Here is a 20,721-nt window from a genome sequence, read left to right on the forward strand (position 1 = left end):
GGGCGCCCGGGGTGGTGTGGCACCTTGGTGGGGTGCGGATTCTGATAGTGGAGGACGAGGCCGCCCTCGCCGAGGCCGTCGCCCGCGGCCTGCGCCGGGAGGGCATGGCCGTCGACGTCGCGCTGGACGGCGACGAGGGGCACGAGAAGGCGTCGGTCACCCGGTACGACGTGGTCGTCCTCGACCGCGACCTGCCCGGCATGCACGGCGACCAACTGTGCCGGGAGATCGTCGCGTCCGGGGCGCTGACCAGGGTGCTCATGCTGACCGCCAGCGACGCGGTGGCCGACCGGGTCGAGGGCCTGTCGCTGGGCGCCGACGACTACCTGGCCAAGCCGTTCGCGTTCCCCGAGCTGGTGGCCAGGGTGCGCGCGCTGGCTCGCCGGGCGACCCCGGTGACCCCGCCGGTGCTGGTCGCGGGCGACGTCGAGCTGGACCCGGCGCGGCGCACGGTTACCCGGGGCGGGCGGGCGGTCGAGCTGACCCGCAAGGAGTTCGGCGTGCTGGAGGTCCTGCTCGCCGCGCGCGGGTCGGTGGTCAGCAGCGAGGAGCTGCTGGAGCGGGTGTGGGACGAGAACGCGGACCCGTTCACCACGACGGTCCGGGTCACGGTCATGACGTTGCGCAAGAAGCTCGGCGAGCCCGGTGTGATCGACACCGTCGTCGGCTCCGGCTACCGGGTGCCCACGTCGGCCGGTGAGCCGGGCGGGTGACCGACCGCAGGCGCGGCCCGGGGTTGCGGGCCAGGATCACCCTGCTGGCGACCGGGTTGGTGGCCGTGGTCAGCGTGCTGCTGCTGTGGCTCGGGTGGTTGCTGGCCGGTGAGGTCGTCGCGTCCGTGCCGTCGATGCCCCCGGGGACGACGGTGGTGGTGGGCGGCGTCCAGGTCCGGTCCGACCAGTTGGCACAGGCCTTGTCCGAGGACGCGCGGGATCGGGTGCTGCTCGCGGGATCGGTCGCGTTCGTGTGTGTGGTTGTCGCGACCGCGCTTCTTGCCTGGGTGATCACCGGTCGCGTCTTGCGCCCACTGCGCGAGGTAACCGCGACGGCGCACCGACTTTCGGTGGAGTCGTTGGGGGAGCGCATCAACCACCAAGGCGCGCTCGACGAGGTGGCCGAACTGGCCGACACCTTCGACGCGATGATGGAACGGCTGCAGGCCGCGTTCTCCACGCAACGCCAGTTCGTCGCCAACGCGAGCCACGAACTCCGCACGCCGCTCGCCGTGATCCGCACCGAACTGGACGTCACACTGTCCGACCCGGACGCCGATGTGACGGAATTGCGCCGTATGGCCGGAGTCGTCCGGTCGGCGACGCTGCGCGCGGGGGAGTTGGTCGAGGCCCTGCTGGTCTTGGCCCGTACGGATGGTCTCGGCGTTGGCGCTACCGGCCCCGTCGAGCTCCCCGCCGTCGTGGCAGGCGCGTGGCGCTCCACCGCCGCCGACGCCGAACGCCGCGGCATCACCGCCCGGTTCCACCACGACCACGCCCTGGTCATCGGCGACTCGGCCCTGCTGGAGCGGGTCGCCGGAAACCTCCTGGAGAACGCCGTCCGGCACAACGTGGACGGCGGCTGGATCGCGGTGCACACGACCTCAGGTCCACAATGGACCGTGCTGGACGTGTCGTCGTCCGGCCCGGTCATCCCCCCGGAACGCGTCACCGAACTCTTCGAACCCTTCCGCCGCGGCGGCGTGAACCGCACCTCCCACACCGGCACCGGCCTGGGCCTCTCCATCGTCCGCGCCGTCGCCCGCGCCCACAACGGCTCCGTCACCGCCGAACCCGTCCCCGGCGGCGGCCTCCGCGTCGTGGTGTCCTTCCCGTCGGTCTAGCTTTTCGCCAACCTGCGCAGTTGCCGTTCCAGGTAGCCCCGCGCCCGCCGCTGCCCACCTCGTTCCGCGATCGCCGCGTCCAGGCTCTTGAGCACCCGCGCGATCCGCTCGCCGTCCGCCGACAAACCGATCCGGCGGCATTCGGCCAGCCAATCCACCGGACTGACGTGCCCCCTCAGACGATTGCACCGCCTGCACGCGGCGACCTCGTTCGGCGGGATGGGCACTGTGAGTGATTGGCGTCTGAGTCGGTGAGTCCACGCAGGGTGATAAGCCAGGCGAGATCTCTGCATTTCGCAGAGTCCCAGGGTGTGTCGGTGTCGGACGGGACCGTCTTACGGATTTACCGAAAAGGTCGTCGCCGAGATGAACGAGTGGGCCGATTGTCCGCTCGACGTGGTGTACGCGGCGTTGTTCATCGACGCCGTCCAGGTCACGATCCGGGACGATGAGATCGCCAGGTTCTGGATGAGTGTTCTGGTCGACCTGGAGAACCGTGGGTGTCGCCGAGGTGTTCTTCCTCGTCTGTCACATCCTGATCGTCCGTCACCCCACCGTGATCGCAGGCGCAACCACACGAGCCCTGGCCCCACCACCACGTTGTCCTGGAGATCCACGGCAGGCGCGTTCGATGAGGTCGCGGTCGGGCTCGGCCGCTCACTTCATCGGGGGTCGTCGGCGCGCTGTGGATCAGCGAGTCGTTCGGCGAGACGGATTGCGTCTCGGGGGGCGGCGCCTGAAAGGGTGTTGTCGAAGTAGGTGTAGACGTCGCCGTGGGTGTGTAGGGAGCGGATTCGGGATGCCCATTCGTCGAGGGCGGGGTCGGAGTATGGGCTGGTGTAGAGCTCGGTGTCGCCGTGGAGGCGGAGGTAGGTGAAGGTGCTGGTGTGGGCCAGGAGGCTGGGCCAGGTGCCGGGGGAGTCGGCGATGACGAGGGCGACCGAGTGGGTGGTGAGTTGGTCGATGAAGGTGTCGTCGTAGTAGCTGGGGTGGCGGACTTCCAGGGCGTGCTGGACCGAAGTTGGTAACAGGGGGAGGAAATCGGCCATCAGGGATGGCGAGTACCGGAGGGAGGCGGGGAGTTGCCAGAGGATGGGGCCGAGTTTGCGGCCCAAGGAAAGCACACCGGATGAGAAGAAATCGGAAATCGGTGTCGCGACGTCGCGTAAGCGGCGGGAGTGGGTGATGTCGCGGGGGGCTTTCACCGCGAAGACGAAGTCGTCCGGGACGGCTGAGTACCAGCGGTCGTAGTCGGCTGGTTTGCGGGGGCCGTAGAAGGTGCTGTTGACCTCGACCGTGTTGACCCGTTGGGCGAGGTGGCCGAGTTCGTCGGTGGTGCCGCGGGGGTAGAAGTCGCCTCGCCAGGGTTGGTAGGACCAGCCTGAGGTGCCGACGTGGATCATCGGTCCATGGTGGCGGAGTTGATCAACCGCCGCCGGTTGGGGTGCCCCGGGTGGAGCAACCCCAACCGGACGGGGGGCGTTACTTCTTGCGGAGCAGGGCCGAGCGGCCGCAGACGTCGCCGACGTCGACGGTCTGGCCGCGGTCGATGTAGACGTCGGTCAGGCCGACGACCCGGCCGCGCTTGTCACTGCAGCTCAACTGGTACGGCTCCTTGGACCCGTACGTGGTCGGCACCGGCGACGCGAACGACACGTTGAGGCTCGCCCAGTCGTCAGTGGTCGGGGCGGGCTGCGCGAAGTTGACGATGGCGGCGGTGTAATCGCCCGCGGGCGGGTCGAACAGCACCGCGTGCTCGGAGGTGGTGCCGCCGGAGGCCGACGACGTCACCATGTTGCCCGCGCTGTCGAAGATGTAGAGGTCCCAGTCGGTGTTGGGGCTGGCCCACGCGATGGAGACCTCGAACTTCCCGTTGTCCACCTTGGGCATTCCGTCCACGTGGAACGGAACGCGCTCGGCGGTCGGGTCGGCCGGGAAGTTCGTGTTGACGGCGGGCACACCGGGCGGGTTGGGCACGGTGAAGTTCGCCTGCGCCGGGCCCTTCGGGTCACGGCCGTAGCGGCCCGCGACGTACGGGCGGGTCGACGGGTTGACCGACCAACTGAACCGACCGCCGGTACCGCTCAGCGTCGAGTTCAGCGTGTCCGCCACGTAGATCGGCGTGCCGACCGTCCCATCGGGATTCTGGACCGGCGAGGTCGGCGTCTGGAACGCCTTGTGCAACTGGAGTTGGTAGCCCTTGGGCGCCGCGCCGATCAGCGTGGAGTGCGCGGACGGGTCGGCGGCGTTGGTGAGCATGTCGATGAACGCCTGCCGGTTGCCGCCCTTGCCCGCGCCGGTCGACGGGGCCTGGCCGAGGTACTCGGCGACGACACCGGTCTCGTACGGCGGGTGGAACTCGGTGCCGCCGATCTCGAAGGTGAAGCCGTAGCCACCAGTGGCCCAATAGGACCAGTCCTCTGTGGACCCGGTGGTGTCGTAGAGCATCCAGGACGGTTCGCTGGTGTACCCGTTGCGGGAGGCCATCTTGTCGCCGAGGGCCTTGTACGCGGGCTCGTCCAGCGGCGGCCGGACGTCGGCGACGCCGGGCACGCGCAGCACCAGGTTCGAGTACGTGTGCAGCGTGATCAGGTTGGTGACCTGCCGGGTCGACACGAGCCAGCGGATGTTGCGCGACTCCGGCTCGGAGAACGGCGCTGACCCGCGGAAGGTGTCGCTGTTCCACGCCGTGGACGCGCCGTTGCCGCCCCAGAAGCCCGCGTAGTTGCGGTTGGGGTCGGTACCGCGCTCGCGGCCACCCGGGTTCGCCTTGCAGACACCGGTGCGGTACTGCGCGGGCGAGTCGTTCGGGTTGCAGTTCTTGCGTTTCATCTCGTAGTCGAACCGGCTGAAGTCGCCCTTCGGCTCGGCCTCGCGGGAGATGGAGAAGCCGTCGGCGTTGACGATCGGGATGACCACGTTGCGGGTCTTGCTCACCAGCGACCGCAGGTCGCCGCCCGCCTTGTACCCGTTGACCAGTTCGTACGCCCACTCGATGGCGTGCTCGCCCGCGGGCCACTCCCGCGCGTGGTGCACGCCCATGGTCACGTTGACGGCCTTGCCGTCGTTGCTGTTGTCGACGTCGGTGGCGATCTCGATGCCGTTGACCTCGCGGCCCTCCCAGGTCTGGTTGGGCAGGCTGAACGCCTTGACCAGGCCGGGGTTCTTGCGGGCCAGCTCCTTGAGGTCGTAGTCGTACTCGTAGAGGTGCCGGTAGGTGGTGCGCCCGGACGGCAGCGCCGACTTGGCCACCCGCCCGGCGTACGACCGGTCCTGCTTGGCGTTGGCGACCGCCTGGGCGCCCAGGTCGGCCTGGACGACGGTGGAGCGCAGGCCCGCGTCGGCGAGGGTCTTGCGGTCGGCGTCGTCGGCGAGCACGACCTCGACCCCGGTGGCGTCGCCCTTCTCGGTGACGTCGAGGTCAAGGCCGAGCAGCTTGTCCTTGTCGGCCCTCGTCGGTGTCTGCACCCGCACCACCTGGGCGGTGGTGGCACCGCCCTGCGGGGTGATGGCGAGGAAGTCCAGCCCCAGTTTCACTGTCTTGGTCGACCCGGCGTAGCGGCAGGCCTGCACCAGCAACTGCTGGTTCTTGGTCACGAAGCTCTCGGCGAGCTCCACGCTGTGCAGGGCGGCGGAGGCGGCCACCACGGCGCCGGTCTTCTGGTCGAACACCGCGATGTCCCAGTCGCCGGTGCCGGACCCGTCCGGCGCGAGCCGGGCCTGCAGCAGGCCGTCGACGCCGGAGGTGACGGTGCGTTGGGCGGTGCCCTTGGTGCCCGCGGGCAGCGGCCGCTCGAAGCAGGAGCGGGCCACCGCGGTGTCGCTGCGGAGGATGTTGTCGGCGGCCGCCGCGGTGGGGACCGAGGTGGCGGTCAGGCCGAAGACCACGGCGCCGCTGAGCCCGGCGGCGGCCAACGCCCGCCCGGCCCGAACGGGTCTGGATGGGAAGCTCAAGGCTTGTTCTCCTCCCGGAAGCTCGCCCGCGCGCGCGGGCGACAGCGTGACGCTAGCCACAGCCGGATACCGCGAAATGCGTTACCGGTTGCCAGTCGGGAGGTGGACGAACGGCCTTGCGCCGATGGGTCCACGACGGATTTCGGCCGAAATCCGGACAGTGTCCGCTTACCGGACGGTCGAAACTTATTACCTTTTGCCAGTTATCCCCGTACCTCCGCCACCTCTTCGGCGGAACGCAGTACCCGCAGGACGTTACGCCCAGCTACCTTCGCGCAGTCCTCGTCACTCCAGCCGAGGTCGAGCAGGGCACCGAAAAGGGTCGGATACCCGCCGACATCGGCCAGACCGTCGGGCAGTTCCGGGCAGCCGTCGTAATCGCCGCCGACACCGATGTGGTCGATCCCGACGACCTCGCGGGCGTGCTCGAAGTGCGCCACCACATCGGCCAGGGTGGCCTTGGGCTGCGGGTGGGTCTCCTGCCACGACCGCTCGAAGCGCTCCCGCTCGTCGAGGTCGACGTGCCGCAACCCGGCGGCGGCCATCGCCGCGGACATCTCGTCGTCCCACTCGGCGACGGCGTTGCTCACAAAGCGCGGCACGAATGTCACCATCAGCACCCCGGCATTGTCCCGGAGGCGTTCCAGCACGTCATCGGGCACATTCCTCGGGTGGTCGGTGACCGACCGACAAGACGAGTGGCTGAAAACCACCGGCGCGGTTGTCGTGTCCAGCGCGTCCCGCATCGTGGTCGCGGCGACGTGCGAAAGGTCGACGAGCATTCCGAGCCGGTTCATCTCGGCGACAACTTCCCGGCCGAAATCGGACAACCCGCCAACCCCGGGTTCGTCGGTCGCCGAATCCGCCCACGGGGTGTTCTCGTTGTGCGTCAGCGTCATGTACCGCACGCCCAGCCGGTACAGGGCGCCCAGCGCCCCGAGCGATCCCGCGATGCTGTGGCCGCCCTCGGCGCCGATCAGCGACGCCAACCTGCCGGAAGCGAACACGGATTCCACCTGGTCAGCGGTGGTGGCCAGGCCGAGGTGGGCGGGATACTGCTCGACGAGCCGGTGCACCAGTTCGACCTGCTCAAGGGTGGTCGTGACCGCCTCGTGGCCGGGAACCCGGCACGGGACGAAGACGGACCAGAACTGGGCGCCCAGGCGGCCGTCGCGGGCGCGGACCAGGTCGGTGTGCAGGCCGGGCCGTATCGTCAACAGGTCGGACTTGCCCGCGGCGACCGACGGAACGGACCCGTGCCGGTCGCGCAACGCCCAGGGGAGGTCGTTGTGGCCGTCGACGAGGGGCGTAGCTGAGAGCAACCGGCGAGCCCGGTCGACCGAGGCGTTCTGCACTACCCGTGACTCCATTTCATCGTGTAGCGGGCCCTGCCCGTTACGTCACCGTCTAGGGACTCACCCGATCGTGTGACACAGCCGCCCCTCAGTCACAACCCGATCGGATACTTACCCGATTGATCGTCCCGCTAACCCGCTTGGGCGGCTAGGCTGCCTTCGTCGACACCACTTTCGGTCCAACGGCGGCGCGGCTGTTTGGTCGAAAGTCCCAGTGCCGGTCGGGGGGCAACGACCGACTCCAGGGAGGTAGTGACGTGGCTGCCGTCGGCTTAGGTCAGGCCGTTCGAACCACGCCAGCCGGTGCCTTGCCGGCGAACATGGTCCCGCACCCGCGGGAGGAGCTGTTCTCAGTGCTGGTGGTCGACGACCACCCACTGTTGAGGGAGGCGATAGCGGCTCGGCTCACACAGATGGGCGCGGGCACAGTGCACGAGGCCGCCACGGTGGCCGAGGCGAGAGCGCGAGCGCAGGCCACCGGGCCGTGCGACCTGGCGATCCTCGACCTCGGACTGCCCGACGGCAGCGGGATCGAGCTGGTCACGGAGCTGCGCAGCCACGGCTGGCCGCGCATCGTCGTGCTCGCCTCGTCCGACGACCCCTACGCCGTTCGATCGGCCTTCCAGGCGGGCGCCCAGGCCTACCTGCTGAAGTCCGCGTCGCCGGTGGTGGTCACCGATGGTGTTCGCCGGGTGCTCGAGGGTGGCGTCTACGCCGACCCGAGTGTCGCCCCGGTGCTCGCCACCGGAACCAGGGTCCCCGGCACCGACAACACCCCGCGTGAGCTCTCCGCGCGCGAGGTCGAGGTGCTGCAACTGGTCGCGGACGGCCAGTCGAACAAGGAGATCGGCGAGGCGCTGAACCTCTCGGCCCTCACCGTGAAGTCGCACCTGTCCCGGATCGGCCGCAAGCTGGGCACCGGCGACCGGGCGCAGATGGTCGCCCTGGCCATGCGAGCGGGCGTCATCAGGTAGACAACAGCAGTCGTGTGGCTGGGCTGGGCATGGCCCAGCCACACGACTGCTGCTGATCTCCGACGTTTGTCACCGGTTGTGCCGTAGGGTCATCGGCCGTGACGACCCCCGGCTCAGGACCCAGCGCCTCAGACCCGCCTGCCCCGGTGCTGCTCACCGAGCCCGCGGAGGGCACCCCCGACGTCGTGGTCGACCTGGAGACCCTCGACCGCGCCGCCGCGCGCATCGCCGCCGGTCACGGCCCCATCGCCGTGGACACCGAGCGGGCGTCCGGCTACCGCTACTCCCAGCGCGCCTACCTGGTCCAGGTCCGCCGCCAGGGCGCGGGCACCTTCCTGATCGACCCGGTCGCGGTCGACGACCAGGTCGACTCCCTGGTCGCCGCGTTGGCCACCGACGAGTGGGTGCTGCACGCGGCGTCCCAGGACCTGCCCTGCCTCGCCGACCTCGGCCTGCGCCCGACCCGGCTGTTCGACACGGAGCTGGCGGGCCGCCTCGCGGGCTACGAGCGGGTCGCGCTGGGCACCCTGGTCGAGCTGCTGCTGGGCTACCACCTGGAGAAGGGCCACGGCGCCGCCGACTGGTCGCGCCGCCCGCTGCCGATCGACTGGTTGAACTACGCCGCCCTGGACGTGGAGCTGCTGATCCAGTTGCGCGACGCGCTGGAGGCCGATCTGCGGGCCCAGGGAAAGCTGGCGTGGGCGCTGGAGGAGTTCGAGGCGCTGCGCACCGCCGAGCCCGCGCCGCCGCGCCGCGAGCCGTGGCGGCGCACCTCGGGTATCCACAGCGTCCGCACGCCGCGTGGCCTGGCGGCCATCCGGGCGCTCTGGGAGGCCAGGGACACCATCGCCCGCGACCGGGACATCGCCCCCGGCCGCGTCCTGCCGGACAGCGCGATCATCCAGGCCGCGTCGGTGAACCCGGCCGACGAGGGCGCGCTGCTGCAACTGCCGGTCTACAAGGGGCGCGCGCAGCGGCGGCTGGCGACCACCTGGCTGCGCGCCCTGCGCACCGCGGCCCAACTGCCCAAGTCCGAGCTGCCCGACCCGTCACCGCCCGCCGACGGCCCGCCGCCCGCCAACCGCTGGGCGGACAAGGACCCGGAGGCCGCCGCCCGGCTCGCCGCCGCCCGCGGCGCGCTGACCCGGATCGCCGAGGAGAACCGGCTGCCGGTGGAGAACCTGCTGCAGCCCGACCTGGTCCGGCGCACCTGCTGGCAGCCGCCCGCCGACATCGACCCGACCACCGTCGCCGCGGCGCTGCGGGCCGGTGGGGCGCGGGAGTGGCAGGTGGGCCTGACCGTGGACGCCCTGGTGACTGGCCTGAAAGCCACCGTGAGCCACTAGCTCGGCCCCTCGGTCGCGTCCCAAGGCTGCCGATCTTGGAATCGGCGGTGCGGTGCCAGGTCGGGGACGGTGCCGGGTGGGGAAGAGGGGGTGGGTGGTGGGAGAGGTCAGCTCAGCACGAACACCGGGTGGTCGCCTGCGGCTGCCCGGAGTTCGTCGTCGGTGGATGTCGCCGTGAAGTTCACGTACTGCTTCACCTGATAGCCCCACCGCTCCATGTAGGCGCGCAGGACGGCGGGCTTGGCGTCGTCGGCGATCTCGGTGGCGGTGAAGCGGCGGACCCGGCGACCCAGGCGCAGTTCGCCCTCGCCCGCGGCGCGCAGGTTGCGCACCCACTGGGTGTTCCCGCGCGGTGAGACAAGGTAGTGCGACCCGTCAAAGTCCAGCGGGTTCACCGGGACCGTTCGCGCCTCGCCGGTCTTACGTCCACGCACCGACAACTGGTTCGCGCCCGCCATGGTGACGCCGCGGCGGAGCAAGAAGGCGATGACCTTGTTCGCGCCGCGCAGGAAGCCGCTGGGGCGCAGGTACCGGGTGGTCATGGGAGGTGTCCTCTCGTGCTGGTGTGCGCCCAGTCAACTGCGAGCGCCGCTCTCTGTCAAGAGCGCTGCTCTCTAACTTGAGCGGTGCTCCGGATTCGTGCCACACTGCCCGGTATGAGCGCGGCGAGGACGGCCCGGGATCGGGCGCGGCAGGAGTTGACGATTGAGATCAAGGACGAGGCGCGCAGGCAGTTGGCCACCGACGGCGCGCACAACCTGTCGCTGCGCGCCGTCGCCCGGAGCCTCGGCATGGCCTCGTCCGCTCTCTACCGGTACTTCCCGAGCCGCGATGACCTGCTGACCGCGCTGATCATCGACGCCTACAACGCGCTCGGTGACGCCGCCGAGCAGGCCGACCAGGGGGCGACCCCGCTGGAGCGCTGGCGGGGGGTCTGCCACGCGGTGCGCCGGTGGGCGATCGACCACCGGCACGAATACGCCCTGATCTACGGCACACCGATCCCTGGCTACCAGGCGCCGCGGGACACCGTGGGGCCCGCCGTGCGGGTCGTCTGGTTGCTGGGGCAGATCGCGCACGCCGCCGGGGTCGAGGACAGCGCGATCCCGGACGAGCTGCGCGCCCAGTTCGACCCGATCGAGGCGGCCGTTCCGACCGGCGCGACGGTCCGGGTCGTGTTTGCCTGGACCCAGTTGTTCGGGATGGTCAGCTTCGAGCTGTTCGGGCAGCTCGTGGGCAGCGCGGACCCGGCGGACGCCTTCTTCGGGTACGCGGTCGACGAGGTGGCCGGGTTCGTCGGGCTGACCTGACCCCTACCGATTGGTAACAAGCGGTAGGCTGGACCTTGTTACCGCCCGGTAGCGAAGACTCGACCCCAGGGAGCACCCGTGGCCGCAACCCGCGACGTCGCGTTCGTCGACGGTGTCCGGACCCCGTTCGGCAAGGCGGGGCCCAAGGGGATCTACGCCGAGACCCGGGCGGACGACCTGATCGTCAAGGTCATCCGCGAGTTGCTGCGCAGGCATCCCGGCCTGCCGCCCGAGCGGGTCGACGAGGTGGCCGTCGCGGCGACCACGCAGATCGGCGACCAGGGCCTGACCATCGGCCGGACGGCCGCGCTGCTGGCCGGGCTGCCCAAGTCGGTGCCCGGGTTCGCGATCGACCGGATGTGCGCGGGCGCGATGACCGCGGTGACCACCACCGCGAGCGGCATCGCGTTCGGCGCGTACGACGTGGTGATCGCGGGCGGGGTCGAGCACATGGGCCGCCACCCGATGGGTGAGGGCGTCGACCCGAACCCGCGGATCGTGGCCGACAAGCTGGTCGACCCGACCGCCCTGGTCATGGGCCAGACCGCGGAGAACGTGCACGACCGCTTCCCGCACCTGACCAAGCAGCGTTGCGACGAGTACGCCGCCCGCAGCCAGGAGAAGTTCGCCGACGCGGTGAAGACGGGCAAGATCGGCCCGGAACTGGTGCCGGTCGCGATCCGCTCGACCGAACTGGGCTGGGGACTGGCCACAGAGGACGAACCACCGCGCCCAGGTACGACGGTCGAGACGTTGGCGACCTTGAAGACCCCGTTCCGCCCGCACGGCCGGGTCACCGCGGGCAACGCGGCGGGCCTCAACGACGGCGCGACCGGGTGCGTGCTGGCCGAGGTGAACACCGCGCGCGAGCTGGGCCTGCCGGTGGGGATGCGGCTGGTCGGCTACTCGTTCGCGGGTGTCGAACCCGAGGTGATGGGCATCGGTCCGGTCCCGGCCACCGAGCAGGCGCTGAGCCGGTTCGGTCTGTCCATTTCAGACATCGGCCTGTTCGAGGTCAACGAGGCGTTCGCCGTGCAGGTACTGGCTTTCCTCGACCACTTCGGCATCGCCGACGACGACCCCCGGGTCAACCCGTGGGGTGGCGCGATCGCCTGCGGGCACCCGCTGGCGTCCTCCGGCGTGCGGCTGATGACCCAGTTGTCCCGCCAGTTCGCCGAACGCCCGGACGTGCGGTACGGCCTGACCACGATGTGCATCGGCATCGGCATGGGCGGCTCGGTCATCTGGGAGAACCCGAACTGGGACGGGAGCAAGTGATGTTGACGCAGGAGCAGGCCGCGCGGGCCTTCCCGGACGAGGTCGTCACCAGGGCGGTGACCCGGTTGGTCCGGGTCGCGGGCCTGGCCCGGCCGGTCGCGCTGATCACCATCGACAACGGGCACGACCACACCCGCCCGTCCACCTTCGGGCCGCAGAGCCTGGTGAGCCTCAACGCCGCGTTCGACACGGCGATCGCGGCCGAGCCCGCCGCGATCGCCGTGACCGGCAAGCCGTTCATCTTCGCGGTGGGCGCGGATCTGTCCGGTGTGGAGCAGGTGGCGAGCCGCGAGTCCGCTTTGGACATCGCCAGGACCGGTCACGAGGTGTTCCGCCGGTTCACCGACTCGACGATCCCGACCTTCGCGTTCGTCAACGGCGCCGTCATGGGTGGCGGCCTGGAACTGGCGCTGTCGTGCCACTACCGGACCCTGTCGGACAACACGGCCGCCATCGCGTTCCCCGAGGTCTTCCTGGGCTTGTTCCCCGGTTGGGGTGGCACGCAGTTGCTGCCGAACCTGATCGGGCCGGACGCCGCCGTCACCGTGATCTTCGAGAACGCGCTGAGCCAGAACCGGATGCTCAAGCCCAAGCAGGCCGCTGACCTCGGTATCACCGACGTGCTTCTGGGCTCCGCCGACTTCATCGAACAGTCGCTGGCCTGGGCCGCGGGTGTGGTCAACGGCGAGGTTTCGGTGCGGCGCGCGGACATCGACCGGGGTGCGGGCTGGGACGCGGCCGTCGAGCGGGCCAAGGGCATCGTCCAGGGCCGCACCAAGGGCGCCTCGCCCGGCGCGCTGAAAGCGTTGGAGTTGCTGGAACTCGCCCGCGCCAACGACCTCGACGCGGGCTACGCCGCCGAGACCGAGGCCCTGACCGACGTCCTGATGACCGATGAGCTGCGCGCGGGGTTGTACTCGTTCAACCTCGTCCAGAAGCGCGCCAAGCGACCGGCCGGCGCACCGGACAAGTCGCTGGCTCGGCCGGTGACCAAGGTCGGCATCGTCGGCGCGGGCCTGATGGCCGGCCAGATGGCCCTGTTGTTCGCGCGGCAGCTCAAGGTCCCGGTGGTGCTGACCGACATCGATCAGTCCCGTGTGGACAAAGGTGTCGACTACGTGCACACCGAGATCGACAAGCTGGGCGCCAAGGGCAGGCTGTCCCCGGACGGGGTGAACCGGTTGAAGGCACTGGTTTCCGGCTCACTGGACAAATCGGCGTTCGCCGACGCCGACTTCGTGATCGAGGCGGTGTTCGAGGAACTCGGCGTGAAGCAGCGGGTTTTCGCCGAGGTCGAGGCGCACGTCAGCGCGGAATGCGTGCTGGCCACCAACACGTCGTCCCTGTCGGTGACCGACATGGCCGCCGGTTTGGCCCACCCCGAACGGGTTGTCGGGTTCCACTTCTTCAACCCGGTCGCCGTGATGCCCCTGCTGGAGATCATCCGCGCGGAACGCACCGACGACGCGGCGCTGGCCACCGCGTTCGCCGTGGGCAAGGCGCTGAAGAAGTCCTGCGTCCTGGTCAAAGACGCCCCCGCGTTCGTGGTGAACCGCCTGCTGACCCGGTTCATGGGCGAGGTCGTGACGGCGATCGACGAGGGAACCCCGTTCGAGGTCGCCGACCGGGCCACCGACCCGCTCGGACTGCCCATGAGTCCTTTGGTACTGCTGCAATTGGTCGGCCCCGCCGTCGCCCTGCACGTCGCCGAGACCATGCACCACGCCTACCCGGACCGATTCCCGCTCAGCGCGAACCTGCGCCGGTTCGTGGAAGCGGGCAAAACGGCGGTGTGGCAATGGGATGCCGAAGGCAAGCAGACCATGGACCCCGAGGTCGCCGCTTTGTGGCAGGCGGGCCGAAACCCGCTGACCGCACCGGAAGTCCTCGACCGAGTCCTCGACGGCGTCGCCGAGGAGATCCGCGTCATGCTGGACGAAGGTGTTGTCGCCGAGGCACAGGACATCGACCTCTGCCTGATCCTGGGCGCGGGCTGGCCCTTCTGGCTCGGCGGAATCACGCCATACCTGGACCGCACAGACGTGTCCGATCGCGTACACGGCAAGCCTTTCCTCCCACCGGGTGTCGCTTCCGTCCCGGCCTGACGGCGACACCGCCGTAACCCCGTCGCGTATTGGTGATCGTAGGGTTTCCTTACCGGCAGGGAGGTTCATGATGCGCACGCGCATTATCGGGGCCGCGCTCGCGGTCAGCGCGCTCGCCTTAACGGCGGTGGCGGTGTCCGGCACCGCGGCCGAGGCGAAGGGCAGGCCGTGTGGACCGCCGTCCACCACCGATGGGGTCGGCTCCGCGGGCACCGCCTTCACCCTGAAGTCGATGTACGACGACGACGGTCCCGGGCTGGTCGCGGGCGAGGAGTTCGAGATCAACACCGAGGCCGCCGGTCAGCACTGGACCGTCACCTTCTCCGACAACGGCGTCGTTTTCTTCGCCAACCCCGACGATGTCTCCACCGCGACCGGCATCCGCGAGGTGCACCCCAACCACATCACCCGCGGCACGGTGCAGCACATGAACGCGCACGCCGTGCGGCACGACACCGGTGAGGTCATCGACGCCACCGTGGTCCTGCAGCCGGTCCCCGACCGCTGCGGCAACTGAGGATGAAGCGGACAGCGGTCGCGGGCGCGCTCGCCATGATGGCGCTTGTCGTCGCGCCCCAGGCGAACGCGGACGCCCGGCCGTGCACACCGCCGCAGACGGTGGCGGGTTCCGGTAGTCAGGGCACGCCGTTCGTGCTCCGGGCCGGGTACCAGGGGGTCGGCCAGGTGGCCGAGGAGTTCGAGATCAACACGGCGGTCTCGGACCAGGTGTGGACGATCCAGTTCTCGGACAACGGTGTGGTGTTCTTCTCCGGCAGCCAGTCGGGGAGTCCGGTCGTGGTCGTGAAGACCGAGTCGGTGACCGGTACCGGCGGGCACAACCTGGGTGTGCGCGCGGTCAACACCGTCACGCACGAGGTCATCGAGGGGAACGATCCGCTGCCCCCGCCGGGGTGCGGCGGGCACTGATCACGGCACTGAGCACGACTGGTCACGGGCCTGGCGGCGGGCCGATCCGGTTCGCCGCCAGGTGTGTGGCGACTTGCCGTGCGGCGGCCTCACCGGTCGCGACGCAGGCGGGGATGCCGACGCCGTGCAGGGTCGCGCCCGCCACGGCGAGGCCGGGGTGGGGTTCGACGGCCCGCTCGATCCGGGCCACCAGGTCGTGGTGGCCCGCCGCGTACTGGGGGAGGCCGCCGCCCCACCGGGTCACCCTCGTGTCGACGGGTGGGGCGGTGACCCCGGTCAGCTCGACCAGGTCTGACCGGACCAGTCGGACGAGTTCGTCGTCGTCGGCGTGCAGGGCGCCGGGGTCGGCGAACCGTCCGACTGAGCCCCGGACGACCACCGTCTCGCCGCCGAGGTGCGCCCATTTCGCGGCCGAGAAGGTGAACGCCTTGACGGTGAACGGGCTGCCGTCGAGCCTGCGTTCGCCCGCCCCGAGCAGGACCCCGGACGTGCCGGGCAGTTCGGTGCCCGCCGGGAGCGCCAACGCCACCACGGCCATCGACGCGACCTCGACCTGGCCGTAGGCGTCGGACGCGACCGGGACGACGTCCGCGAGCAGCTTGCGGGCCGCGGCGGCCGGGACGGCCAGCACGACGGCGTCGACGTCGAGGACCGGGTCGGATGGCTCGTGGCCGGGCGCGTTGGCGCCGAGGGTGAGCCGCCAGCCGGTCGCGGTCCTGGCCAGCGAGCGGACCGGCACGCCGAGTCGAACCGTCGCGGCGGTGGCGAGTCGGTCGACCAAGGTGCCCAGGCCGGTCGAGAGCGTCCCGAAGACCGGGTGACCGGTGGGAACGGGCACCGAGCGGGCGGCGGCCTCGGTCAGCGAGGTCGCGCCCCCGTCCAGGGCGGCGGCGATGGCGGGCAGGGTCGCGCGGAGACCGAGGCTGTCCACCCCGCCCGCGTACACCCCGCCCAGCAACGGATCGATGAGCCGGGCGGGCAGTTCGTCACCGAACCGAGACCGCAGCAACGGCCCCAGCGCGGCGTCCCCGGCCAACCGCACCGGCGGCAACGTGGACTCGGCGGCGACCCGCCGATTGCCCTCGTCGCTGAGCAACTCGGCGACCGCGGCCGGGTCCGCGGGCACACCCATGACCGTCCGCCCGGGGACGTGCCTGGTCACCCCGCCCGCGCGGACCGTGGACCGGGCGCCGGTCGGGTGCACGACGAGATCACCGAGGCCGACTTCCGCCAGCAGCGCCCCGACCTCCGGCCGCCGCGCCAGGTACGCCTCGGCGCCCACGTCGTACCGGCGGCCCGCCACCGACTCGGTGCGGATCTTGCCGCCCAGCCGGGACGACTGCTCGACGACGGTGATCGACGCGGTCGGCCCGAGCAGTGCGCGCAGTCGGTGCGCCGCGGTCAGGCCGGAGATCCCGCCGCCGACCACCGCGACCCGCACGCTCACCGCCCGGTCGGCAGGCTGTGCGCGTGCGCCACGGTGCGGGTGATCACATCCGGGTCGGTCTCCGGCAGCACCCCGTGGCCCAGGTTGAACACGTGCCCGGCAGCGGAACGCCCTTCGGCCACGATTCGGCCCACCTCACGGCGGATGACCTCGTCGCCCGCGAACAGCGTGGCCGGGTCGAGGTTGCCCTGGACCGGGGCACCCGGGACGGCGGCGGCGGCCACGTCCAGCGGGGTGCGCCAGTCGACCCCGACGACGTCCGCGCCCGCCTCGCGCATCGCGCCGAGCAGGTGCCCGGTGCCCACTCCGAAGTGGATCCGCGGCACGCCCGCGTCGGACAGTCCGCTCAGGACCTTCGTCGAATGCGGCAGCACGAACTCGCGGTAGTCCCGCAGCGACAGTGCCCCCGCCCACGAGTCGAACAGTTGCAGCGCGTCGACCCCGGCGGCCACCTGCGCCCGCAGGAACCCCAGGGCGATGTCGGCGAGCCGGTCGAGCAGCGCGTGCCAGGTGTCCGGCTCCGCGTACATCAGGGCCTTGGTGCGCTCGTGGTTGCGGCTCGGCCCACCCTCGACCAGGTACGACGCCAGCGTGAACGGCGCCCCCGCGAACCCGATCAGCGGCGTCTCGCCCAACTCGGCGGTCAGCAGCCGGACCGCCTCGGCTACCGGCGCGACCTGCTCGGCGTGCAGCGGCGGCAACGCGTCCACGGCGGCCCGGTCGCGCACCGGCTCGGCGACCACCGGACCGGTGCCGGCCACGATGTCCAGGTCGACCCCGGCCGCGACCAGCGGGACCACGATGTCGCTGAACAGGATCGCCGCGTCGACGCCGTGGCGGCGCACCGGCTGCAGGGTCACCTCGGTGACCATCGCCGGGTCGAAGCAGGCGGCCAGCATCGCGGTGCCCGCGCGCAGCGCTCGGTACTCCGGCAGCGAGCGGCCCGCCTGGCGCATGAACCACACCGGCACCCGCGCGGGCACACCGCCGCGCGCGGCCACCAGGAACGGAGCGGACGTCAGGGACCGCCTGGGGAGGGTGAGTGACTCAGTCATCGCCTGGCCATGTTCCCACGCCGACCCGCGTCCCCGTTCGCGTGGGCGGAACCTCACACGGTCGGTGGGTCGAACCCGTGCCGGACCCTCGGCGCGCCCTACCCGCTCACCGTCTCGGGTGGTCCTACAGTTACCAGTCGTGACTGGAACGTCCACCGCGCCTGAACTCTTCACCCAGGCCGTCCAGGCGCTGAAGTCGCTGCGGCCGCGGCCCGAGGTGCGCCTCGCCGAGGTCCGTCCGCCCCAGCGGCTGGCCCCCTGGGCGTACGCGCTGACGGCCGAGGTCACCGGACCGGCCGAGGTCCAGGCTACCGGCAGACTGATCCTTCTCCACGACCCCGACGGCCAAGAGGCCTGGGACGGAGTGCTGCGGGTGGTCGCCTACGTCCGCGCCGAGTTGGACGCCGAACTCGCCGACGACCCGCTGCTGCCCAGCGTCGGCTGGTCCTGGCTGACCGACGCGCTGGCGGCCGCCGGTGCCGAGTTCCGCGCGCTCGGCGGCACGGTCACCGACACCTCGTCCGCTCGCTTCGGTGACATCGCGGGCCCGGCCCGCACGGACGACCTGGAGCTGCGCGCCTCGTGGACCCCGACCGGGGAGTTGCACCCGCACGGCGAGGCGTTCCTCGACCTGATGGCCAGCGTCGTCGGCCTGCCGCCGGTGGGGGTCGCGCTGTTCGAGCAGCGCCGGGGCGAGTAGCTCGCGTGTCGCCGACCACCTGGGGCGCTCCGCCCGGTCGCGGTGGTGGGACGATGGCGGCATGGCCCGTCTCAACTACGCCGAACTGAACGACACCATCCGCTACACCATGTGGTCGGTGTTCCGGATCGAGCCGGGGCGGCTGCCGGACGACCGGGGTGCCGCCGCCACCGAGACCACCGAGTTCCTCGACGCGCTCGAGGGCAAGGGCGTGGTCGTGCGCGGCGTGTACGACGTCGCCGGTCTGCGCGCCGACGCCGACTACATGATCTGGTGGCACGCGGAGGAGGTCGAGCAGGTCCAAGCCGCTTACACCGGGTTCCGGCGGACCGCGTTGGGCCGGGCGTCGACACCGGTGTGGAGCCAGGTGGCGTTGCACCGGCCCGCCGAGTTCAACCGCAGCCACGTCCCGGCGTTCCTGGCAGGGGAAGACCCGCGCAAGTACATCTGCGTGTACCCGTTCGTGCGGTCGTACGAGTGGTACCTGCTGCCGGACGAAGACCGCCGCAAGATGCTGGCCGACCACGGCAAGGAAGCCCGTGACTACCCGGACGTCCGCGCCAACACCGTCGCGTCGTTCGCGTTGGGCGACTACGAGTGGATCCTGGCCTTCGAAGCCGACGAGCTGCACCGGATTGTCGACTTGATGCGGCACCTGCGTGCCACGGAGGCGCGTAGGCACGTCCGCGAGGAGATCCCGTTCTACACCGGTACCCGGGTCGTGCCCGCGGAGCTGGTGGCGAACCTGCCGTGAGGTTCACGGGCGACGAGCGGGTCGTGGCGGGCCCGTACCGCGTCGCCCACCTCGCGGGCCAGTGCGTCGGCATGGTCACCTCGGCCGCGGCGGACCTGTTGCGCGACCGGGGGACCGATCCCGGTGAGGTGTCGGTCGACCTCCAGCACGCGGTCGAGTCGTTCCGCAGTGAGCGGCACCTGCTGGTCGACGGCGCGCCGGTGGGAGACCTGTGGGCGCCACTCACGGGCGACTACCGCGCGCGTGACGGGTGGCTGCGGCTGCACTGCAACTACCCCCATCACGAGGCGGCCGCGCGGTCGGTGCTGGGGGACTCGTGTGATGTGTCGGGGTGGTCGGCGGTGGAGGCTGCGGAGGCGGTGCTCGCCGCTGGAGGCGCCGCCGCGGCGTTGCGTTCGCCGGATGAATGGGCTGATCACCCGCAGGGGCGGGCTGTCGCATTGGAGCCACTCGTTGCTGTGGAACGGATCGGTGACGGGCCGCCGCGTCCTCTTGCTGCCGCCGAACGGCCGCTGGCGGGGGTCCGGGTTCTGGAGCTGACCCATGTGATCGCGGGGCCGGTCTGTGGGCGGACCCTTGCCGCGCATGGGGCTTCGGTGCTGCACGTGGGTGCGGCGCACCTTCCGGTGATGCGGCCTGCTCTGGTTGATACTGGGTTCGGCAAGCGCAGTACGCATCTGGATTTGCGGACTGATTCTGGGCGGCTTCGGTCCCTTTGGGACTCTGCTGACGTCATGGTTCAGTCGTATCGGCCCGGTTCTTTGGCTGCCAAGGGGTTTGGGGTGGGTGACGCTCCACAAGGGACTGTGTTTGTGTCGTTGTCCGCGTATGGGCATACGGGGCCTTGGCGTGCTCGGCGGGGGTTTGACAGTTTGGTGCAGATGGCGACGGGGATTGCTTGGCGGGGGGACGGGGTGCCGGTTCCGTTGCCTGCGCAGGCGCTTGATCATGGGACGGGGTGGTTGGCGGCCTATGGGGTGCTGATCGCGTTGCGGCGGCGGGCTGTTGAGGGTGGGAGTTGGCTCGTTCGGGTGTCGTTGGCGCGGACTGCGTGGTGGTTGGAGTCGATGGGGCGGGTTGAGTCTGAGGAGGGTTCTTCGGCTGATCGGTATATGGGGGAGATGGATAGTGGGGTGGGGCGGGTTCGGTATGTAAGGGTGCCGGGAGTGCTGCCGGGGGCGCCGCCGGGGTGGGAGTGGGGGCCTCGGGTGGCGGGGGGTGATGCTGCGCGGTGGTGAATGGTGGGTTGCTTGTGGGGTGTCGCCTGTGGGGGTGTCGTTTGTGGGCTGAGCTGGGCTCTGCGGGGCCGGCTTTTGCTGCTGCGGCTTGGGGTTTCGGCTTGCGGCTGTGGTTTGGGGTTGAGTGCTCGGGGGTGTCGGTGCTTCTGGGTAGGCTGTGTATCGGGGGGTCTTGTGGTGGATGATCATGGGGGTTGCTGGGTGGGTGGAGTTGTCGGTGGGGCGGGCTAGGCTGTGTATTCGGGGGCTTTTCGGCTGGTTGATCTTGGTGTGAGGGGTCTCTGGGCCTCGGCTGCGCCTCGGGGGTCGGCCTGGTCGCCTGGCGGCGACGCCGGCCTCGGGCGCCAGATTAAAGCTGGGGTGCCCGTTGTGGTGAAGTTGTTTTGTTTGGGGCCCCTAGCGGTGGCCTGGGTAAGGCTAAAAGGCGGGGCCACTGGAAAG

19 protein-coding genes and 1 pseudogene are annotated in these 20,721 nt (G+C 70.6%); 13 read left to right on the top strand and 7 right to left on the bottom strand.

Going from position 1 to position 20,721, the window contains the following annotated elements; genetic code table 11:
- Nucleotides 1-32: 32 nt before the first annotated feature.
- A complete protein-coding gene (locus H504_RS0123110) occupies nucleotides 33-713 on the top strand; it encodes a response regulator transcription factor (RefSeq protein ID WP_026424710.1) in 681 nt (226 codons plus the stop codon).
- On the top strand, nucleotides 710-1,837 hold the full coding sequence (locus H504_RS0123115) for a sensor histidine kinase (protein WP_026424711.1): 1,128 nt from the start codon (nucleotides 710-712) through the stop codon (nucleotides 1,835-1,837). Before H504_RS0123110 ends, H504_RS0123115 begins: the two co-directional genes overlap by 4 nt.
- On the opposite strand, the gene H504_RS41565 is transcribed toward H504_RS0123115, so the two are convergent.
- Nucleotides 1,834-1,995 carry a hypothetical protein gene (locus tag H504_RS41565; RefSeq protein WP_157440592.1) on the bottom strand — a complete coding sequence of 54 codons (162 nt, stop codon included), beginning with the start codon at nucleotides 1,993-1,995 and terminating at the stop codon, nucleotides 1,834-1,836. The genes H504_RS0123115 and H504_RS41565 overlap by 4 nt on opposite strands.
- A 126-nt stretch (nucleotides 1,996-2,121) precedes the next feature.
- Here H504_RS41565 and H504_RS43285 point away from each other — a divergent pair.
- A pseudogene (locus H504_RS43285) lies at nucleotides 2,122-2,366 on the top strand (transposase); the annotation flags it as partial.
- Between the two features lie 133 nt (nucleotides 2,367-2,499).
- On the opposite strand, the gene H504_RS0123125 reads toward H504_RS43285, so the two are convergent.
- The 3 genes from H504_RS0123125 to H504_RS0123135 form a co-directional block, all read right to left on the bottom strand.
- The gene (locus H504_RS0123125) at nucleotides 2,500-3,240 is read right to left on the bottom strand and encodes a DUF72 domain-containing protein (RefSeq protein ID WP_026424712.1); all 741 of its coding nucleotides are present in this window, start codon (nucleotides 3,238-3,240) and stop codon (nucleotides 2,500-2,502) included.
- Nucleotides 3,241-3,319: 79 nt separating this feature from the next.
- A complete protein-coding gene (locus tag H504_RS0123130) occupies nucleotides 3,320-5,752 on the bottom strand; it encodes a M14 family zinc carboxypeptidase (protein ID WP_051386171.1) in 2,433 nt (810 codons plus the stop codon).
- A 242-nt stretch (nucleotides 5,753-5,994) separates the two neighbouring features.
- Nucleotides 5,995-7,161, bottom strand: a complete 1,167-nt coding sequence (locus H504_RS0123135; protein WP_157440593.1) for a dipeptidase — start codon at nucleotides 7,159-7,161, stop codon at nucleotides 5,995-5,997.
- 242 nt (nucleotides 7,162-7,403) lie between these two features.
- Between H504_RS0123135 and H504_RS36575 the strand changes: the two genes are divergently transcribed.
- Together H504_RS36575 and H504_RS0123145 are read left to right on the top strand one after the other, a co-directional pair.
- Nucleotides 7,404-8,120 carry a response regulator gene (locus H504_RS36575; RefSeq protein ID WP_033400965.1) on the top strand — a complete coding sequence of 239 codons (717 nt, stop codon included), beginning with the start codon at nucleotides 7,404-7,406 and terminating at the stop codon, nucleotides 8,118-8,120.
- 98 nt (nucleotides 8,121-8,218) lie between these two features.
- Nucleotides 8,219-9,466 carry a ribonuclease D gene (locus tag H504_RS0123145; protein ID WP_026424715.1) on the top strand — a complete coding sequence of 416 codons (1,248 nt, stop codon included), beginning with the start codon at nucleotides 8,219-8,221 and terminating at the stop codon, nucleotides 9,464-9,466.
- A 107-nt stretch (nucleotides 9,467-9,573) separates the two neighbouring features.
- On the opposite strand, the gene H504_RS0123150 is transcribed toward H504_RS0123145, so the two are convergent.
- Nucleotides 9,574-10,008 carry a nitroreductase family deazaflavin-dependent oxidoreductase gene (locus tag H504_RS0123150; protein ID WP_035305578.1) on the bottom strand — a complete coding sequence of 145 codons (435 nt, stop codon included), beginning with the start codon at nucleotides 10,006-10,008 and terminating at the stop codon, nucleotides 9,574-9,576.
- A 114-nt stretch (nucleotides 10,009-10,122) separates the two neighbouring features.
- On the opposite strand from H504_RS0123150, the gene H504_RS0123155 reads away from it, so the two are divergent.
- The 5 genes from H504_RS0123155 (at nucleotide 10,123) to H504_RS38975 (ending at nucleotide 15,086) form a co-directional block, all read left to right on the top strand.
- Complete coding sequence (locus tag H504_RS0123155) at nucleotides 10,123-10,776, top strand: TetR/AcrR family transcriptional regulator (RefSeq protein ID WP_026424717.1); 654 nt, start codon at nucleotides 10,123-10,125, stop codon at nucleotides 10,774-10,776.
- A gap of 78 nt (nucleotides 10,777-10,854) precedes the next feature.
- The gene (locus H504_RS0123160; protein WP_026424718.1) at nucleotides 10,855-12,054 is read left to right on the top strand and encodes a thiolase family protein; all 1,200 of its coding nucleotides are present in this window, start codon (nucleotides 10,855-10,857) and stop codon (nucleotides 12,052-12,054) included.
- Entirely contained in the window at nucleotides 12,054-14,159 is a 2,106-nt protein-coding gene (locus tag H504_RS0123165; RefSeq protein ID WP_026424719.1) for a 3-hydroxyacyl-CoA dehydrogenase NAD-binding domain-containing protein, read from the top strand. Before H504_RS0123160 ends, H504_RS0123165 begins: the two co-directional genes overlap by 1 nt.
- 70 nt (nucleotides 14,160-14,229) lie before the next feature.
- Nucleotides 14,230-14,676: a hypothetical protein gene (locus H504_RS0123170; protein WP_026424720.1), complete on the top strand. Its 447-nt coding sequence runs from the start codon at nucleotides 14,230-14,232 to the stop codon at nucleotides 14,674-14,676.
- Between the two features lie 2 nt (nucleotides 14,677-14,678).
- Nucleotides 14,679-15,086, top strand: a complete 408-nt coding sequence (locus tag H504_RS38975; protein ID WP_051386172.1) for a hypothetical protein — start codon at nucleotides 14,679-14,681, stop codon at nucleotides 15,084-15,086.
- Nucleotides 15,087-15,108: 22 nt separating this feature from the next.
- Here the strand turns inward: H504_RS38975 and hemG are convergent, their stop codons facing one another.
- The gene (gene hemG / locus H504_RS0123180; protein WP_026424722.1) at nucleotides 15,109-16,527 is read right to left on the bottom strand and encodes a protoporphyrinogen oxidase; all 1,419 of its coding nucleotides are present in this window, start codon (nucleotides 16,525-16,527) and stop codon (nucleotides 15,109-15,111) included.
- A 2-nt stretch (nucleotides 16,528-16,529) separates the two neighbouring features.
- Entirely contained in the window at nucleotides 16,530-17,588 is a 1,059-nt protein-coding gene (gene hemE, locus H504_RS0123185; protein ID WP_026424723.1) for a uroporphyrinogen decarboxylase, read from the bottom strand.
- 139 nt (nucleotides 17,589-17,727) lie between these two features.
- Between hemE and H504_RS0123190 the strand changes: the two genes are divergently transcribed.
- The 3 genes from H504_RS0123190 (at nucleotide 17,728) to H504_RS36585 (ending at nucleotide 20,280) form a co-directional block, all read left to right on the top strand.
- Nucleotides 17,728-18,288 carry a DUF3000 domain-containing protein gene (locus H504_RS0123190; RefSeq protein WP_026424724.1) on the top strand — a complete coding sequence of 187 codons (561 nt, stop codon included), beginning with the start codon at nucleotides 17,728-17,730 and terminating at the stop codon, nucleotides 18,286-18,288.
- A gap of 61 nt (nucleotides 18,289-18,349) precedes the next feature.
- Nucleotides 18,350-19,042, top strand: coding sequence for a hydrogen peroxide-dependent heme synthase (hemQ, locus tag H504_RS0123195; protein ID WP_026424725.1), 693 nt, complete (start codon nucleotides 18,350-18,352; stop codon nucleotides 19,040-19,042).
- Between the two features lie 71 nt (nucleotides 19,043-19,113).
- A complete protein-coding gene (locus tag H504_RS36585; RefSeq protein WP_157440595.1) occupies nucleotides 19,114-20,280 on the top strand; it encodes a CoA transferase in 1,167 nt (388 codons plus the stop codon).
- The last annotated feature ends 441 nt before the right edge of the window (nucleotides 20,281-20,721 follow it).

Source organism: Actinokineospora inagensis DSM 44258, assembly GCF_000482865.1.
GTDB lineage: Bacteria > Actinomycetota > Actinomycetes > Mycobacteriales > Pseudonocardiaceae > Actinokineospora > Actinokineospora inagensis.

Bases quoted from the DNA above. Each gene is read 5' to 3' on its own strand.
- H504_RS0123125 (WP_026424712.1), bottom strand. From the start codon at position 3,240: ATGATCCACGTCGGCACCTCAGGCTGGTCCTACCAACCCTGGCGAGGC.
- H504_RS0123135 (WP_157440593.1), bottom strand. From the start codon at position 7,161: ATGGAGTCACGGGTAGTGCAGAACGCCTCGGTCGACCGGGCTCGCCGG.
- H504_RS0123150 (WP_035305578.1), bottom strand. From the start codon at position 10,008: ATGACCACCCGGTACCTGCGCCCCAGCGGCTTCCTGCGCGGCGCGAAC.
- H504_RS0123155 (WP_026424717.1), top strand. From the start codon at position 10,123: ATGAGCGCGGCGAGGACGGCCCGGGATCGGGCGCGGCAGGAGTTGACG.
- H504_RS0123165 (WP_026424719.1), top strand. From the start codon at position 12,054: ATGTTGACGCAGGAGCAGGCCGCGCGGGCCTTCCCGGACGAGGTCGTC.
- H504_RS0123170 (WP_026424720.1), top strand. From the start codon at position 14,230: ATGCGCACGCGCATTATCGGGGCCGCGCTCGCGGTCAGCGCGCTCGCC.
- H504_RS38975 (WP_051386172.1), top strand. From the start codon at position 14,679: ATGAAGCGGACAGCGGTCGCGGGCGCGCTCGCCATGATGGCGCTTGTC.
- hemE (WP_026424723.1), bottom strand. From the start codon at position 17,588: ATGACTGAGTCACTCACCCTCCCCAGGCGGTCCCTGACGTCCGCTCCG.
- hemQ (WP_026424725.1), top strand. From the start codon at position 18,350: ATGGCCCGTCTCAACTACGCCGAACTGAACGACACCATCCGCTACACC.
- H504_RS36585 (WP_157440595.1), top strand. From the start codon at position 19,114: ATGGTCACCTCGGCCGCGGCGGACCTGTTGCGCGACCGGGGGACCGAT.